This window comes from Amycolatopsis mongoliensis (genome assembly GCF_030285665.1).
Taxonomy (GTDB): domain Bacteria; phylum Actinomycetota; class Actinomycetes; order Mycobacteriales; family Pseudonocardiaceae; genus Amycolatopsis; species Amycolatopsis mongoliensis.
The window spans coordinates 2,318,717-2,334,677 of record NZ_CP127295.1; the positions used below are offsets into that span (position 1 = coordinate 2,318,717).

General features: G+C 70.3%; 14 protein-coding genes. 8 read left to right on the forward strand and 6 right to left on the reverse strand.

Annotation, left to right across the window (positions count from 1 at the left end; translation table 11 throughout):
- The first annotated feature begins 64 nt into the window (after window positions 1-64).
- The 7 genes from QRX60_RS11215 (at window position 65) to pknB (ending at window position 9,496) form a co-directional block, all read left to right on the forward strand.
- Window positions 65-1,297, forward strand: a complete 1,233-nt coding sequence (locus tag QRX60_RS11215; protein WP_286000708.1) for a DUF3662 and FHA domain-containing protein — start codon at window positions 65-67, stop codon at window positions 1,295-1,297.
- A 100-nt stretch (window positions 1,298-1,397) separates the two neighbouring features.
- Window positions 1,398-1,859 carry an FHA domain-containing protein FhaB/FipA gene (locus tag QRX60_RS11220; RefSeq protein ID WP_003079002.1) on the forward strand — a complete coding sequence of 154 codons (462 nt, stop codon included), beginning with the start codon at window positions 1,398-1,400 and terminating at the stop codon, window positions 1,857-1,859.
- The gene (locus QRX60_RS11225) at window positions 1,856-3,253 is read left to right on the forward strand and encodes a PP2C family protein-serine/threonine phosphatase (RefSeq protein ID WP_286000709.1); all 1,398 of its coding nucleotides are present in this window, start codon (window positions 1,856-1,858) and stop codon (window positions 3,251-3,253) included. The genes QRX60_RS11220 and QRX60_RS11225 overlap by 4 nt, the downstream gene beginning before the upstream one ends.
- Complete coding sequence (locus QRX60_RS11230) at window positions 3,253-4,740, forward strand: FtsW/RodA/SpoVE family cell cycle protein (protein WP_286000710.1); 1,488 nt, start codon at window positions 3,253-3,255, stop codon at window positions 4,738-4,740. Before QRX60_RS11225 ends, QRX60_RS11230 begins: the two co-directional genes overlap by 1 nt.
- Window positions 4,737-6,206 (forward strand): peptidoglycan D,D-transpeptidase FtsI family protein, encoded by a 1,470-nt coding sequence (locus tag QRX60_RS11235; protein WP_286000711.1) that lies wholly within the window; start codon window positions 4,737-4,739, stop codon window positions 6,204-6,206. Before QRX60_RS11230 ends, QRX60_RS11235 begins: the two co-directional genes overlap by 4 nt.
- A 3-nt stretch (window positions 6,207-6,209) precedes the next feature.
- Entirely contained in the window at window positions 6,210-7,538 is a 1,329-nt protein-coding gene (locus QRX60_RS11240; protein ID WP_286000712.1) for a serine/threonine-protein kinase, read from the forward strand.
- Window positions 7,535-9,496, forward strand: a complete 1,962-nt coding sequence (pknB, locus tag QRX60_RS11245) for a Stk1 family PASTA domain-containing Ser/Thr kinase (protein WP_286000713.1) — start codon at window positions 7,535-7,537, stop codon at window positions 9,494-9,496. The genes QRX60_RS11240 and pknB overlap by 4 nt, the downstream gene beginning before the upstream one ends.
- Before the next feature lie 53 nt (window positions 9,497-9,549).
- Here the strand turns inward: pknB and QRX60_RS11250 are convergent, their stop codons facing one another.
- The 4 genes from QRX60_RS11250 to QRX60_RS11265 form a co-directional block, all read right to left on the reverse strand.
- A complete protein-coding gene (locus QRX60_RS11250; protein WP_286000714.1) occupies window positions 9,550-9,867 on the reverse strand; it encodes an effector-associated constant component EACC1 in 318 nt (105 codons plus the stop codon).
- A 100-nt stretch (window positions 9,868-9,967) separates the two neighbouring features.
- A complete protein-coding gene (locus QRX60_RS11255) occupies window positions 9,968-10,609 on the reverse strand; it encodes a hypothetical protein (RefSeq protein WP_286000715.1) in 642 nt (213 codons plus the stop codon).
- Window positions 10,597-11,388, reverse strand: coding sequence for an ATP-binding cassette domain-containing protein (locus QRX60_RS11260; protein WP_286000716.1), 792 nt, complete (start codon window positions 11,386-11,388; stop codon window positions 10,597-10,599). The genes QRX60_RS11255 and QRX60_RS11260 overlap by 13 nt, the downstream gene beginning before the upstream one ends.
- Window positions 11,385-12,029, reverse strand: coding sequence for an aminodeoxychorismate/anthranilate synthase component II (locus tag QRX60_RS11265; RefSeq protein WP_286000717.1), 645 nt, complete (start codon window positions 12,027-12,029; stop codon window positions 11,385-11,387). Before QRX60_RS11265 ends, QRX60_RS11260 begins: the two co-directional genes overlap by 4 nt.
- Before the next feature lie 112 nt (window positions 12,030-12,141).
- Here QRX60_RS11265 and QRX60_RS11270 point away from each other — a divergent pair, with 112 nt between their 5' ends.
- A complete protein-coding gene (locus QRX60_RS11270) occupies window positions 12,142-13,461 on the forward strand; it encodes an FAD-dependent oxidoreductase (protein ID WP_286000718.1) in 1,320 nt (439 codons plus the stop codon).
- On the opposite strand, the gene QRX60_RS11275 is transcribed toward QRX60_RS11270, so the two are convergent.
- Window positions 13,458-14,114, reverse strand: a complete 657-nt coding sequence (locus tag QRX60_RS11275) for a response regulator (RefSeq protein WP_286000719.1) — start codon at window positions 14,112-14,114, stop codon at window positions 13,458-13,460. The genes QRX60_RS11270 and QRX60_RS11275 overlap by 4 nt on opposite strands.
- Window positions 14,054-15,877, reverse strand: coding sequence for a sensor histidine kinase (locus tag QRX60_RS11280; RefSeq protein ID WP_286000720.1), 1,824 nt, complete (start codon window positions 15,875-15,877; stop codon window positions 14,054-14,056). The genes QRX60_RS11275 and QRX60_RS11280 overlap by 61 nt, the downstream gene beginning before the upstream one ends.
- Between the last annotated feature and the right edge of the window lie 84 nt (window positions 15,878-15,961).

Sequence of the window (15,961 nt, forward strand, 5' to 3'; positions counted from 1 at the left end):
GTCGAGGCGGGCTCACCCGGATAGGATCGATAGCGGAAGCACACGTGTGAGGAGGTTTTCCCCGGTGAGCCGCGTCGAGCGTTTTGACAGACGCCTCGAGAACCTGGTGGGGAACACTTTCGCGCGCATGTTCGGTGGCAACGTCGTCACGCAGGAAGTGGCGATCGCCCTGGAGCGGGAGAGTGAGGAGAACGTTCGTGAGCTGGCAGGCGGTCGGCAGCTCGCCCCCAATCACTACATCGTGTCCCTGGGGGCGGCTGACCACGAGCGCATGGCCGGTGACGAGCAACGCGTCACTCAGGTGCTGGCCAAGGCGGTGGCGGAACACCTCGCCGCCGAGGGCCTCGACACCTATGGTGACGTCGTCGTATCACTCGAGCGCAACGAGGCGCTGCATACTGGACAGTTCAAGACCCGTTCGTCCGTCGATCCCGACGCCCGCCCCTCAGGCGCCGGTTCACCGCGGCCGGCACGACCCAGCAACGCAGGAGACCCAGCAATGAGCCAGCCCCCCGGCTACGGCCAATACGACCAGGGTGACCCGTACGGCCAGCAGGGCCAGTACGGCTACGGACAGCAGGGTGGCCAGCAGCCCGGGTACGACCAGGGTTACGGCCAGGCTCAGCAGCCCGGGTACGACCAAGGTGGCTACGGCCAGCCCCAGGGCGGTGGCTACGACCAGGGCGGCTACCAGCAGGGTGGTTACGACCAGGGCGGCTACGCCCAGCCCCAGCAGGGCGGCTACGACCAGGGTTACGGCCAGGCCCAGCAGCCCGGGTACGACCAGGGCGGCTACGCCCAGCCCCAGCAGGGCGGCTACGACCAGGGCGGCTACCAGCAGGGCGGCTACGACCAGTACGCCGGCCAGCAGCAGCCCGGGTACGACCAGTACGGCGGCCAGCAGCAGGGCGGCTACGACCAGTACGGGCAGCAGGCGTACGCCCAGCCGGGCGCCGACCCGTACGCCCAGCAGCAGGGCGGCTACGCCCCGCCCGCGCCGGGCCGCCAGCTCGCGGCGAGCCTGCAGCTGGACGACGGTTCCAACCGGACGTACTCGCTGAAGCAGGGCGGGAACGTCGTGGGCCGCGGCCAGGACGCGGACTTCCGGCTGCCGGACACCGGCGTCTCGCGCCGGCACCTGGAGATCACCTGGGACGGCCAGAGCGCGACGCTCGCCGACATCGGCTCGACCAACGGAACGACCGTGAACGGCACTCCGGTCCAGACCTGGCAGCTCGCGGACGGCGACGTCATCCGGGTGGGGCATTCCTCCCTCGTGTTCCGTACGCAGGGCTGACTGGGGGCACGGAATACTGTTCCCGCAGAATTGACGTGCGGGGGGACCGCGGCGTACCCGCGCCGCGGCTGCACGGACGAGTCGGGAGCGGACACACCAAGTGCCAGAGCTGGTCGTACAACTCACCAGGGTGGGCTTCCTCGTGCTGCTCTGGCTCTTCGTGTTCGCCGCGCTCAGAGTCGTGCGCTCGGACCTCTACGCGGCTTCCGGCATGCGGGTCCAGGTGCCGACCTTCGGCCGCAAGAAAGAAAAGAAGCCGCGCAACAGCAAGTCGCCGCAGCAGCTGCTGGTGACCCACGGTGCGCTGGCCGGAACCCGCATCGCGCTCGACGGACGGCCGATCCTGATCGGCCGTGCCGACGACTCCACGCTGGTGCTCGACGACGACTACGCGTCGACCCGGCACGCCCGGATCGCCCAGCGCGGTGAGGACTGGTACGTGGAAGACCTGGGCTCGACGAACGGGACCTACCTGGACCGGGCTAAGGTCACTGCACCCCTCCGGGTCCCGCTCGGAGTCCCCATCCGGATCGGCAAGACGGTGATCGAGCTTCGCCCATGACTCTCGTCCTCCGCTACGCAGCCCGCAGCGACCGGGGCCTGGTGCGTTCGAGCAACCAGGACTCCGTGTACGCCGGCCCTCGCCTGCTCGCGCTCGCCGACGGTATGGGTGGCCACGCGGCGGGTGAGGTGGCCAGCAAGGTCGTCATCGCCTCGCTCGCCCCCCTCGACGACGACGAACCCCGCGACGACCTGCTCGCCCAGCTGCGCGAGGCGGTGGCGAACGGCAACGCCGCGATCGCCGAGCTCGTCTCGCAGGACCCGGACCTGGACGGCATGGGCACGACGCTCACCGCCGTGCTGTTCGCCGGCACCCGGCTGGGGCTGGTGCACGTCGGCGACTCGCGCGCCTACCTGCTGCGAGGCGGTCAGTTCGCGCAGATCACGCGCGACGACAGCTTCGTCAACGAACTGCTCGAACAAGGCCGGATCACGCCCGAAGAGGCGGCGGTGCACCCGCAGCGGTCGCTGCTGCTGAAGGCGCTCACCGGGCACGAGGTCGAGCCGAGCCTGACCGTGCGCGAAGCCCGCCCCGGCGACCGGTACCTGATCTGCTCGGACGGCCTCTCCGGCATGGTCAGCGACGAGACGCTGACCGAAGCCGTGCAGATCCCGGACCCGCAGCAGTGCGCGGACCGGATGATCGAGCTGGCGCTCAAGGGCGGCGGCACCGACAACGTCACGGTGATCATCGCCGACGTCGTCGACGTCGACTTCGGCGAGGACGCGCCCATCGTGGGCGGCGCCGCCGGGGACGGCAGCGACGAGCTGCACCAGGGCGACTCGCCCGCGGCGCGGGCGAGGGCGCTGACCCAGCCGCCGCAGCAGCCGCGTCCGGAGCTGCCGCAGCCACGCGAAGACCCGAAGGCCAAGCGCCGGAAGCGGTTCCGCTGGCTCGCCGGCGCGCTGGTGGTGCTCGTGGTGCTCGCCGCGGCCGCCATCGCGACCCGGTACTTCGTCCTGAGTCAGTACTATGTCGGCGAAGGTGCGGACCAGGAGGTCGTGATCTACCGCGGCGTCCCCGGCAGCATCCTCGGCATCGACCTGCACACCTACGAGCAGGGCTCGTGCCCGCCCAACCAGGTGTGCACGGACAAGCTGCGCGTCAACCAGCTCCAGGAGGACGCGCGGCTGGCGGTGCAGAACGGCGTCAAGAAGGACAGCCTCGACGACGCGCGGAAGTACATCGACGACTTCCTGCAGCTGCACAAGCGCCTGAACAACTGCGCGCCGGCGGGCGGCCAGCCGTCCCCGACGCCGACACCCACGGCCACGCCGACGACCACTCCGTCGGCCCCGGCCGGCTCCACTGCTCCGTCGTCGGCGAACCAGCCAGCGGGGAGGGACTGCTCGACGCCGAGTTCGACGGCACCGACGACGGGAGGCGGTAACTGATGAGCCAGCCCGCCGCGCGCGCCGCCGAGCCGCTCGCCGCGCAGTTCCAGACGAACCCGCCGCGCGACGTCCCGACCCGCCGCAACACCGAGCTGGTGCTACTGGGGTTCGCCGCGTTCATCGTCACCATCGCCCTGGTGCTGGTGGAGGCGAACCAGGAGCAGCAGCTGACCTGGTCGATCGTCTGGCTCGGCCTCGCCTACCTCGCCATCTTCGCCGCGGCGCACCTGGCGGTGCGCAAGTGGGCGCCGTACGCGGACCCGGTGCTGCTCCCCTGCGTCGCCCTGCTGAACGGCATCGGCCTGGTGATGATCCACCGGATCGACCTGGCGCTGGCGGAGCGGGCCGCGCAGAACGGCAAGGACTACACCCCCGCCGTCACCGCGCAGGTGCTGTTCACGGTCATCTCGCTGGTGTTCTTCGTCGTCGTGCTGGTCGTCGTCAACGACCACCGCACGCTGACGCGCTACGGCTACACCGCGGGCCTGGTCGGGATCATCGCGCTGGCCCTGCCCGCGCTGCTGCCGTCGAGCCTGTCCGAGGTCAACGGCGCCAAGGTGTGGCTGAAGCTGCCGGGGTTTTCGATCCAGCCGGGCGAGTTCGCGAAGATCCTGCTGATGATCTTCTTCGCCTCGTTCCTGGTGTCGAAGCGCGATCTGTTCATGGTGGCGGGCAAGAAGTTCCTCGGCGTCGAGCTGCCGCGGGCCCGTGACCTGGGCCCGATCCTCATCGCCGCGATCGCCTGCATCGGCATCCTGGTGTTCGAGAAGGACCTCGGCACGTCGCTGCTGTTCTTCAGCGTCATCCTGATGATGCTGTACGTGGCGACCGAGCGGATCATCTGGGTCGTCCTCGGCCTCAGCTTCTTCGTCGGCGGCTGCGTGATCGCGTACAACCTCTTCACGCACGTCCAGCAGCGCGTCGCCAACTGGCTGGACCCGCTGGCCACCTACGACAAGCTCGGCGGCGGCTACCAGATCGCGCAGGGCCTGTTCGGGCTCGGCACCGGCGGCATCGGCGGCACCGGGCTCGGCGCCGGGCGTCCGGACATGGTCCCGGAGGCCAACACCGACTTCATCACCGCGGCGATCGGCGAAGAGCTCGGCTTCATCGGCCTGGCCGCCGTCCTCATGCTGTACCTGCTGGTCGCGATGCGCGGCATGCGGAGCGCGCTCGCGGTGCGGGACACGTTCGGCAAGCTGCTCGGCGGCGGGCTGGCGTTCACCATGGTCATGCAGATCTTCGTCGTCGTCGGCGGGGTCACGAAACTCATCCCGGAGACCGGTATCACCGCTCCCTTCCTGTCGAAGGGTGGTTCGTCGCTGCTGGCGAACTACATCCTCGTCGCGCTGCTGCTCCGGGTCTCCGACGCGGCCCGGCGGCCCGCGGCCCGGCCGAAGCCGCAGCCCCAGCAGCAGGCGCCGATCGCCGAGGCGCACACCGTGCTCGTACAGCGCCCGCCGGCGGACGGGAGCGCCCAAGGATGAACACCCCGCTGCGCAAGGTCGGCATGGCGATGCTCGTCATGGTCGTCCTGCTGCTGGCGAACGCCACCTACATCCAGGTGGTGAAGGCCGACGACTACCGCACCGACTCGCGCAACGCGCGGGTCCTCTACGACGAGTTCGCCCGCCGCCGCGGCCAGATCGTTTCGCAGGCGAACGGCGAAGTGCTGGCGAAGGTCGACCCGTCGAACGACAAGTACAAGTACACGCGGTCCTACGTCGACGGCCCGATGTACGCCCCGGTCACCGGCTACTACTCGATCAACTACGGCTCCGGTGGCCTCGAGCGCTCCGAGGACGACGTCCTCAACGGCTCGGACCCGCGCCTGTTCGTGCGCCGGCTGTCGGACATGGTCACCGGCCGCGACCCCAGCGGCGGCAACGTCCGGCTGACCATCGACCCGGCCGTCCAGAAGGCCGCGTACGACCTGATGACGCAGCGGAACTACACCGGCGCCGTCGTGGCGCTGGAGCCCAAGACCGGCCGGATCCTGGCGATGGTGTCGACGCCGTCGTACGACCCGAACAAGCTGGCGTCGCACACGTCGAAGGCGCAGACCGACGCCTGGAACTCCTACGTCAAGGACCCGAAGAACCCGATGCTGAACCGGGCGATCTCGGAGACCTACCCGCCGGGGTCGACGTTCAAGCTGGTCACCGCGTCGGCCGTGCTCGAGGACGGCAAGGGCCCGGACACCCCGGTCAACCCGGCGCCGAACACGAAGCTGCCCGGCACGAGCGTCACGCTGGAGAACTACGCCGGCGAGGGCTGCCCGGGGACCACGTTCAAGGACGCGCTGGCACACTCCTGCAACGTGCCGTTCGCGGAGTTCGCCGGCCAGCTCGGTGCGGACAAGATGAAGAAGACCGCCGCGAACTTCGGCATCGGGCAGACCGACCTGACCGTGCCGATGAAGGTGGCGCCGTCCACGGTCGGCCCGCTCGACTCCCAGGGCGCGCTCTACCAAAGCGGTATCGGCCAGCGCGACGTCCGGCTGACCCCGCTGCAGGACTGCCTGCTCGCGGCCACCGTGGCGAACGGCGGGATGGCGATGAAGCCGCAGCTGGTGCAGTCGGTACTGGCGCCGGACCTGTCGACCATCGAGGACTACAGTCCCACCGAGCTCACCGGCACGGCGGCACTTTCGTCGTCGAACGCCGCGATCCTCAAGGACATGATGATCGCTTCCGAGGGCTTCACCAAGGGTGGCGGCAAGCGCGCGGACATCCAGATCGCGTCGAAGACCGGCACCGCCGAGCACGGCACGGACTCCAAAAACACCGCCCCGCACGCGTGGTACACCGCCTTCGCCCCGGCGAACGACCCGCAGATCGCGGTCGCCGTCATCGTCGAAGACGGCGGCAACCGCGGACTCGCGGCCACCGGCGGCTCGGTCGCCGCGGAGATCGGCCGCGCGGCGATCAACGCCAAGCTCGGGGGTGGATAGCGCATGCTGTCCTCCGGTCAGCTGCTGGCCGAGCGGTACAAGCTGACGAACCGGATCGCCGTCGGCGGGATGGGCGAGGTCTGGCAGGCCAGCGACACCCGGCTGGACCGGACCGTGGCCGTCAAGATCCTCAAGGCCGAACTCTCCGGCGACGCCGAATTCCTCCACCGCTTCCGCACCGAAGCGCGGATGACGGCGTCCCTGAACCACCCCGGCATCGCCGCGGTGCACGACTACGGCGAGACCATCTTCGACGGCGACCTCTCGATCGCCTACCTGGTGATGGAGCTCGTCGACGGTGATCCGCTGGCCGGGTTGCTGGCCAAGCACGGGCGGCTGTCGGCGGAGTTCACGCTCGACATGCTCGAGCAGGCGGGCAACGCGCTGCAGGCCGCGCACGAGCGGGGCCTGGTCCACCGGGACGTCAAGCCGGGCAACATCCTGGTGACGCCCGCGGGCCAGGTGAAGATCACCGACTTCGGGGTCGCGAAGGCTGCCGACGCGGCCCCGGTCACCCGGTCCGGCATGGTCATGGGCACCGCGCACTACATCGCGCCGGAGCAGGCGCTCGGGCACCCGGCCGAGCCGGCGTCCGACGTCTACTCGCTGGCGGTGTGCGGCTACGAATGCCTCGCCGGGCACCGGCCGTTCCTGTCCGAAAACGCCGTGACGGTCGCGATGATGCACATCCGGGACATCGCACCGCCGCTGCCGCCGGACGTCCCGCCCGCCGCGCGCGCGGTGATCGAGGCGACGCTGGTGAAGGATCCGCGGCAGCGCTACAACAACGGCGGCGAGTTCGCGGCCGCCGTCGCCGCGGTCCGCGCCGGGTTGCCGCTGCCGACGCCGTCCGGGCTGGTCAACGCCACGTACTCGACCGGTCAGCAGCCGGTGCAGCAACAGCCGGTGCAGCAGCCGGTCCCGCCGCAGCAACAGGTCCCGCCGCAGCAGCAGCACATGCCGGTCGGCCCGCCGTCGCCGGCGGTGAACCCGATGCCCGCCATCGGCCCGCCGTCCCGGCCCGTGATGCGTCCGGTCATGGTGCCGGTGACCCGGAAGAAGTCCCAGTGGGGCTGGTGGGCGCTCCTCGCGGCCATCCTGCTCGTTGTCCTGGTGGCCGGCATCGTCCTGGTCGCGAAGATGATCGGCAGCTCGAGTTCGCCACCGCACACCGGCCAGACGACGGGTCAGGTGGTCCCGGGCAGACAGCCGCCCGCGGAGGAGCCGCCCGCTACGAGCGTCTACCCGGCGGACACTCCCGGCACGACCGACGATGGCCAGCAAGGCATCATGACCACACCTTGGACGGAATGGAACGGCACCCAGAGATGAGCACACCCAGACTGCTCTCCAACCGGTACGAGCTGGGCGAAACGCTCGGCTACGGAGGCATGTCCGAGGTCCATCACGGCCACGACGTGCGTCTCGGCCGGGAAGTCGCGATCAAGATCCTCCGTGCCGACCTCGCCAGGGACCCGCAGTTCCAGGAGCGCTTCCGCCGTGAGGCGCAGAACGCCGCCGCCCTGAACCACCCGGCGATCGTCGCGGTCTACGACACCGGTGAGGCCAACACCGAGTTCGGCCCGCTGCCGTACATCGTCATGGAGTACGTCGAAGGCCGGACGCTGCGCGACATCGTCAAGACCGAAGGGCCGATGTCGCAGAAGCGGGCCATGGAGGTCATGGCCGACGTCTGCGCGGCGCTCGACTTCTCCCACCGCCACGGCATCGTGCACCGCGACGTCAAGCCGGCCAACGTGATGATCACGAAGAACGGCGCGGTCAAGGTGATGGACTTCGGCATCGCGCGCGCGATGCACGACGGCCAGTCCGCGATGACCCAGACCGCCGCGGTGATCGGCACGGCGCAGTACCTTTCGCCGGAGCAGGCCCGCGGCGAGTCGGTCGACGCCCGGTCCGACGTCTACGCCGCCGGCTGCGTGCTGTACGAGCTGATCACCGGTGAGCCGCCGTTCACCGGGGACTCCCCCGTCGCGGTGGCCTACCAGCACGTCCGGGAAGACCCGAACCCGCCGTCGTCGGTGAACCCGGCGGTGGCGCCGGAACTGGACGCCGTCGTGCTGAAGGCGCTGGCCAAGGGCCCGGCGAACCGCTACCAGTCGGCGGCGGAGATGCGCTCGGACCTGGTGCGCACGCTCTCGGGCCAGCGTCCGGCGGCACCGATGGTGATGTCCGAGGACGAGCGCACGCAGGTGATGAACGCCGACCGGCGGCAGCCGCAGCGCTACGAGGAGTACGACGCCCCGGACGACGAGGACCCGAAGGCCAAGCGCCGCCGCCGGGCGATCCTGGCCGCGCTGGCCGCCGTGTTCGTGCTGGGCGCGGTGCTGCTGATCATGTGGCTGTCGGGCTCGTTCAAGGGCAACGACGAAGCGACCACCGTGCAGATCCCCGACGTCAAGGGGCAGTCGGAGCTGGCGGCCAAGAACACCCTGCGCGAGAAGGGCCTGAACAACTTCGCGCCCAACAAGATGGTGCCCTGCGGGATCCCCGACGCGAGCGGCAACGTGGCCTGCACGAACGACCAGGTCAACAAGGTCATCGCCATCACCCCCGACGTGGGCACCCCGGTCGCGACGTCGGCGCAGATCACGCTCACGATCGGCCAGCCGCCGGGCACGGCGACCGTGCCCGATCTGAAGGGCAGCACCCGCGACGACGCGGAAACGAAGCTGAAGGCAGCCGGCCTGACCCTGAACCCGTCGGTGCAGGAAGTCGACGTCGAAGACCAGAACGACGTGGGGAAGGTCGTCAACCAGACCCCCCAGGCGGGCAACCAGGTCCAGCAGGGCACGAGCGTGTCCATCACCATCGGCAAGGGCAAGCAGCAGAAGCAGGTCCCGAACCTCATCGGCAAGACCTACGCCGAGGCCAACTCCACCCTCACCGGCATGGGCTTCTCCGTGAAGCGGGTGGAGCAGCAGTCCGACCAGCCGAAGGAACAGGTCATCCAGCAGACGCCGAACGGCGGTTCGGTGCCGGTCGGCAGCACGATCACCCTGACCGTCTCGACGGGGCCGGGCGACAACAAGATCACCATGCCGCTCCTGATCGGCATGACGGTCGACGAGGCCCAGTCGAAGCTGCAAAGCATGGGCTGGACCGGACAGCTCCGGCCGCAGTCCGACCGGACCAGCAACAAGCCGGAGGGAACGATCACCAAGCAGAGCGTTTCGCCGGGTGCGCAGATCGACAAGGACCAGAACGTGACGGTCTCGGTGTCGGAACCCTTGTTCCCGACGGGAACATCGACCACACCAGGGCAGTAACGGACTCGACGAAGAAGGCCCGCACGGTTCGCCGTGCGGGCCTTCTTCGTTGTTCAGGCTTTGTCGAGAAATCCTTGGACGGCACCGAGAACCTGGTCGGCGTCACTCGCGGGACCGCAGTCGAGCTCCAGTTCCTCGGCCGCACCCGAGCGTTTGATCTTCAGCGAGACGCGGCCTTCCCGGTAGCGGCGCAGCCAGGCGAACAGGGAACGGCAGAAGACGCCGGCGGAGTTGCTGGTCACGCCGACCACGACGGCGTCGAACAGCTGGACGCGGCCGCGGAGCTCGTCCTCTCCGCGCAGCCAGGCGGCGAGCTCCCGGAGCTCGCCGTCGGAGTCTGGCCCGGTGATCGCGACGATCCCAGCCGTCACCCGGTCTCCTTTCACCCAGAATCGGAGAGGACCCGAACCTTAGTCGGCCGCGAGCACCCGCCGGTACCCTGCTGCAGAAATTGAAGATTGCAAATTGCACTCAGGAACGGCGCTGCACGAGCCGCGAAACGACGAGGAAGCTCGCGGCCAGCACCACCACCGACGTCACCACCGCCAGGACGAGCGGGCCGCCGACCGGTTCGTCGTCGGTCAGGGCGTGCAGCAGCGGGTGGACCAGCGGGATCTTCGCCAGCAGCACGACGATCAGCGTGACCACGGCGGCGAGCACCGTCCAGCCGATCCGCTGCACGAGCAGCCGCGAGCACGGCAGCGCGATCGCGACGCCCAGCAGCGCGCACGCGAAGTGGGCGAGCAGCCCGATGCCCAGCGCCGACGGCTGGACCTTGAACGACTTGATCGCCGACCACACCTCGGTGATCACGGTGAGGACCGCGGAGCAGGTCAGCACGGTGAAGATCGCACCGGTGATCATCCGCCGCCACTGCCGGGCGTGGCTCAGGGTGACCAGCCGCTGCACCGGGTCCTCGATGTCGAGCAGCGCGATCGTCAGCCAGCACGAGACGACGAGCAGTCCGCCGGCGCTCACGCCGAACAGCGGCAGCGGCGGCGAGTTCGGGTCGGCGTAGAGGATCACGCACAGCGCGAGGTAGGCCAGCAGCGCCGGCAGGTACCGCTGCGAATGCCCGAGCAGCGCCAAGTAGTAGCGGGTCAGGGCGAACACGGCGCCACCTCCCGCACCGACCAGCCGTCCTTCAACGCCCGCAGCAGCACCGCGTCGACCGACGCTACCTCGACCGTGAGCACGATCTGGGCCCCTGCGACGACCGCGTGGTGCACGCCGGGCTCGTCCGCCCACTCGGTGCCGTGGCCGCGCAGCACGATCCGCGTCGTCGGTTCGGCGCTCTCCGCCGTGAGCCGGCCGTCGTTCATGAGGTGGACGACGTCGGCGTGGTCGTGCACCACCTGCGGCCGGTGGTCGGTGAACACCACGCTCGCGCCGCGTGCCCGCGTCTCGGCGACGAGCTCGCCGAGGATGGCGTGCGTCCCGACGTCGAGGCCGGACCACGGCTCGTCGAGGATCAGCAGATCGGGCCGCACCATGACGGCTTGCGCGAGCCCGACCTTCTGCGCGTTGCCCTTCGACAACGTGCGCAGCGGCGCCGTCGGACCGCCGACCAGCGCGAGCCGCTCGAGCAGCGGGTCGATCACCGAGAGGTCGGTGAGCCCGCGGATGCGCGCCATGTGCCGCAGGTACGCCCGCGCGCCCATGCGCTGGCCGGCCGGGAAGCGGTCCGGCAGGTAGCCGATCCGCGGGGTGCCGGTGAGGGTGCCGGTGGTCGGGTGCGAGACGCCGGCCATGATCCGCAGCAGCGTCGACTTGCCGGAGCCGTTGCTGCCGAGAACACCGACGACGTGCCCGGGCTCGACGTTCAGGTCGACGTCGTGGAGGACGAAGTCACCGCGTCCGTACCGCTTGCCGACCCCCTCGAGCCGGATCACGCAACAGCGGCCTTCTGGAGCGCCTTGGTCGCCCGCTCGAGCTCGTCCACCCGGGCCGGGTCGACGGGGTGACCGGCCGCGGCCAGCCAGTTGGCCAGCATCCGGTGACCGCCTTCGGTGAGCACGGATTCGGGGTGGAACTGGACGCCTTCCAGCGGCAGCTCGCGGTGGCGCATGCCCATCACGATGCCGGACTCCGTGCGGCCGGTGACCTCGAAGACGTCGGCCGGGATGGTGTCGGGTACCACGGTCAGGGAGTGGTAGCGGGTGGCCGTGAACTCCTCCGGGAGGTCCTTGAGGATGCCGACGCCGGCGTGGCGGACCTGGCTCGTCTTGCCGTGGAGCAGCTCGGGCGCGCGGTCGACGGTCGCGCCGTAGACGACGCCGAGCGCCTGGTGGCCGAGGCAGACGCCGAGCATCGGCGTGCGCGTCTCGGCGCACTTGCGGATGACGTCCATGCTCTGACCAGCGCGTTCGGGCGTTCCCGGGCCGGGCGAGACGAGCACGGCGTCGAACTCGGGCACGCGGTCGAGGTCCACGACGTCGTTGCGCCAGACCGTGCAGTCGGCGCCGAGCTGGGCCAGGTACTGGACCAGGTTGTAGACGAAGCTGTCGTAGTTGTCGACGACGAGAACGCGCATGGCGCCGAGCCTACCGGCTCCCAACCAGTGGACCGTACCGCAAATCACATTTTAGGTTAGGTGAACCTAACTTACCGTGGGAGGAGTGAGTCGATCCCTTCGCGTAGCGGTCGTGGGCGCTGGCCCCGCCGGCGTCTACGCCGCCGACATCCTGGACAAGTCCGACGCCGACGTGACGATCGACCTCTTCGAACGCATGCCCGCTCCCTTCGGGCTCATCCGCTACGGCGTCACCCCCGACCACCCGCGCATCAAGGGCATCGTGACGGCGCTGCACAAGGTGCTCGACAAGCCGAACATCCGCCTGCTGGGCAACATCGACTACGGCACCGACATCAAGCTCGACGAGCTGCGCGAGTTCTACGACGCGGTGATCTTCTCGACCGGCGCGTCCGCCGACCGCGAGCTCGACATCCCGGGCATCGACCTGGACGGCAGCCACGGGGCCGCGGACTTCGTGTCCTGGTACGACGGCCACCCGGACGTGCCGCGCACGTGGCCGCTGACCGCGTCTTCGGTCGCGGTCCTCGGCGTCGGCAACGTGGCGCTGGACGTCGCGCGGATCCTGGCGAAGACCGCCGACGAGCTGCTGACCACGGACATCCCGGACAACGTCTACCAGGGCCTGAAGGCCAGCCCGGTGACCGACGTGCACGTGTTCGGCCGCCGCGGCCCGGCGCAGGCGAAGTTCACGCCGCTGGAGCTGCGCGAGCTGGACCACTCGCCGAACGTCGAGGTCATCGTGTCCCCGGAGGACATCGAGTTCGACGACGGCAGCATCGCGGCGCTGCGGGCGTCGAAGCAGATCGACATGGTCGTGAAGACGCTGCAGGAGTGGGCGATCCGCGACCCCGGCACCCGGCAGCGGCGGCTGCACCTGCACTTCTTCCACTCGCCGGCGGAGATCGTCGGCGAAGACGGCCGCGTGACCGGCCTGCGGACCGAACGCACCGAGCTGACCGGCGACGGGAACGTGCGCGGCACGGGCGAGTTCCACGACTGGGACGTCCAGGCGGTGTACCGGGCGGTGGGGTACCTGTCGTCGCACCTGCCGGAGCTCCCGTTCGACCACGTGGCCGGCGTGGTGCCGAACCAGGCGGGCCGGGTGCTGGACCTGGACGAGAACCAGCTCCCGGGCGTGTACGTGACCGGCTGGATCAAGCGCGGACCGGTCGGCCTCATCGGCCACACGAAGGGCGACGCGGCGGAGACGATCGCGAGCCTGCTGTCGGACGCGGACACGCTGACGGCCCCGAAGGACGCCTCCCCGGACGCGATCCTCGACTTCCTGGCGGCGCGCGGAATCCCGTTCACGACGTGGGAAGGCTGGGGCAAGCTCGACGCGCACGAAAAGTCGCTGGGCCTGGCGGCCGGGCGCGAGCGGATCAAGGTCGTGGAGCGCGAAGAGATGACGCGGGTTTCGCGCGGCTAAGCGGCACCGAGGTACGCCAGTACGGCGAGCACGCGGCGGTTCGTGTCGTCCGAAGCCGAGATGCCGAGCTTCTGGAAGATGTTCGCCGTGTGCTTGCCGACCGCGCCTTCGCTGAAGTGCAGCCGGCCGGCGATCGCCGCGTTGGAACAGCCCTCCGCCATCAGCGAAAGCACCTCCCGCTCCCGGGGCGTCAACGCGCCCAGCGGGTCGGAGGCGTTGCCCGCCACCAGTTTCGCGATCACCTCGGGGTCCATCACCGTGCCGCCGGCCGCCACGCGGCGGACCGCGTCGATGAACTGGTCCGCGTTGAACACGCGGTCCTTCAGCAGGTAGCCGATCGCGCCGGTGCCGTCGGCCAGGAGTTCGCGGGCGTACAGCTGCTCGACGTGCTGGGACAGCACCAGGATCGGCAGTCCCGGGATCTCCCGGCGGGCCGCGAGCGAGACCTGCAGCCCTTCGTCCGTGTTCGTCGGCGGCATCCGGACGTCCACAATGGACACGTCGGGCCGTTCCGCACGCAAGGCCGCCGCCAGTTCGGGACCGCTGCCGACCGCCGCGACGACGTCGAAGCCGTGCGCGGCCAGCAGGTGCGTCAGGCCGTCTCGGAGGAGGTACTGGTCTTCGGCGACGACGGTTCTGGGTCGATCTGACACGGAATCTCCACCGTCGCCGTCGTCGGCCCGCCGATCGGGCTGGTCAGGGTCAACCTACCGTCGAAGCCGCCCAGCCGGCGCTCGATTCCGCGCAGTCCCGAGCCCAGCGCCGGGTTCGCGCCGCCCTTGCCGTCGTCGGTCACCACCACCGTCAGCTGGTCGTCGGCGAACCCGACGTCGATCGACACCCGCACCGCGCCGTGCTTCGCCGCGTTGCCCAGCAGCTCCGACACCGCGAAGTAGGTGCACGCCTCCACCGGCTCCTCGACGCGCCCCGGCAGCGAGCCCGTGACCTGTGCTTTCAGCGGGCTGTCCAAAGCCAGCGCGCGCACGGCGTCCAGCAGCCCGCGCTCGGACAGCACCGGCGGGTGGATGCCGCGGATCAGCACGCGCAGCTCGGTGAGCGCCTCCGACGACGCCGCGCGCAGCTCGGCCGCGAGCCGTTTCGCCGCCGCCGGGTCGGTGTCCACCAGCGCCTCGACCGCGCCGAGCTTCATCCCCATCGCGACCAGCCGCGACTGGATGCCGTCGTGCAGGTCGCGTTCGATCCGCCGCAGCTCCGCCGCCTGCGTGACCGTGACGTCCGTGCGGGTCTGCTTCAGCCGTTCGACGCGCTGGGCGAGCCGGGTCGCGTCCGTCGGCCCCAGCCAAACCCGCACGAAGCGGGCCTGCTGCCGAGCCAGCCACGTCGCCGGCGCGACCCCGGCGACGATCATCGCGAGCGCCACCGGCGTCTGCACGGCGGCGCCGAAGTGCGTCGAGACCTCGGGAAACGGCCACCACGTCGCCGGGGAGGAGACGAACGGCCGCCAGACCCACAGGGTGAAGAGGCCGACCGCACCGCGGCCGACCAGCGCGACCGAGGGCAGCACGAGGAGCAGCGACACGAGCGGGATCAGCGCGCCGCCCGCCATGTCGCGCCAGGTGGCCCGGTCGTGCAGGACCCACCGCGTGCGCGCGTGCTGGACCGGCCAGAACGGCTCCTCGTACAGCTGCTTGCCGGCCTGGTAGAGCCCGTCCGGTCGGGGCACCGGCAGGCTGGGCGGCGGCAGGTACGGCCGGGCGATGCGCACGCCGGTCCAGTTGCCGGCCTCGCGGCGCAGCGTGTCGGTGATCGAGCGGGTCCAGAGGATCACCGGCGCCGCCACCGGCAACGCGAAGGCGATCACGACCAGCTGCCACAGCGAGAACACGAACAGCACCGCGCCCAGCGCGAGGATGCCCATCTGGTGTCCCAGCGACTCGAGCCGCCGGTGCAGCCAGCGCCCCTGGCCGGGGACCGCGGCCGGACGCGGGCCGAGCCACCAGCGCGTCCACCGGCCGTAGCCGCGCAGCACCACCGGCCCGCCGAGCAGCGCCGCGACCGGCAGCAGGAGCGTGACCAGCGGGTTCAGGCACTGCCAGCCGAACTCGCGGCCGGCGGCCGGGTCTTCCATCGCCCACGTGAAGCGGCGGTTCCAGCGGATCCAGAACGCCCGCTTGTAGAGCGTGTTGCCGTCGCGGTACCAGCCGTCGCGTTCCCGCACGGGCTCCGGCGGCTCGGGCCGGTACGGCGCTTCGATCTCGACGCCGCACCAGCGCGCGGCCAGCGTCCGGGCCGTCGCCGAGCGGTGCCGGGCCCACTCGATGGCGGGACCGAGGAAGAAGACCAGCCCGACGCACAACAGCGCGAAGGCGACCAGCTCGACCAGCACGTCGAACCAGCTGACCACGGCGAGCGCGGCCAGCGCGCAGGCCCGCCCGAGAGCACGCAGGTACGTCATCCGGCACCTCCTTCCCCCGGGATCTTCGCCGACTCGCCGCTGGCCGCGCACTGCCCGAAGCCCCACGAACGGGGTGGGCCCAGC

Bases quoted from the DNA above. Each gene is read 5' to 3' on its own strand.
- QRX60_RS11225 (WP_286000709.1), top strand. From the start codon at position 1,856: ATGACTCTCGTCCTCCGCTACGCAGCCCGCAGCGACCGGGGCCTGGTG.
- QRX60_RS11230 (WP_286000710.1), top strand. From the start codon at position 3,253: ATGAGCCAGCCCGCCGCGCGCGCCGCCGAGCCGCTCGCCGCGCAGTTC.
- QRX60_RS11235 (WP_286000711.1), top strand. From the start codon at position 4,737: ATGAACACCCCGCTGCGCAAGGTCGGCATGGCGATGCTCGTCATGGTC.
- QRX60_RS11265 (WP_286000717.1), bottom strand. From the start codon at position 12,029: ATGCGCGTTCTCGTCGTCGACAACTACGACAGCTTCGTCTACAACCTG.
- QRX60_RS11280 (WP_286000720.1), bottom strand. From the start codon at position 15,877: ATGACGTACCTGCGTGCTCTCGGGCGGGCCTGCGCGCTGGCCGCGCTC.
- pknB (WP_286000713.1), top strand. From the start codon at position 7,535: ATGAGCACACCCAGACTGCTCTCCAACCGGTACGAGCTGGGCGAAACG.
- QRX60_RS11240 (WP_286000712.1), top strand. From the start codon at position 6,210: ATGCTGTCCTCCGGTCAGCTGCTGGCCGAGCGGTACAAGCTGACGAAC.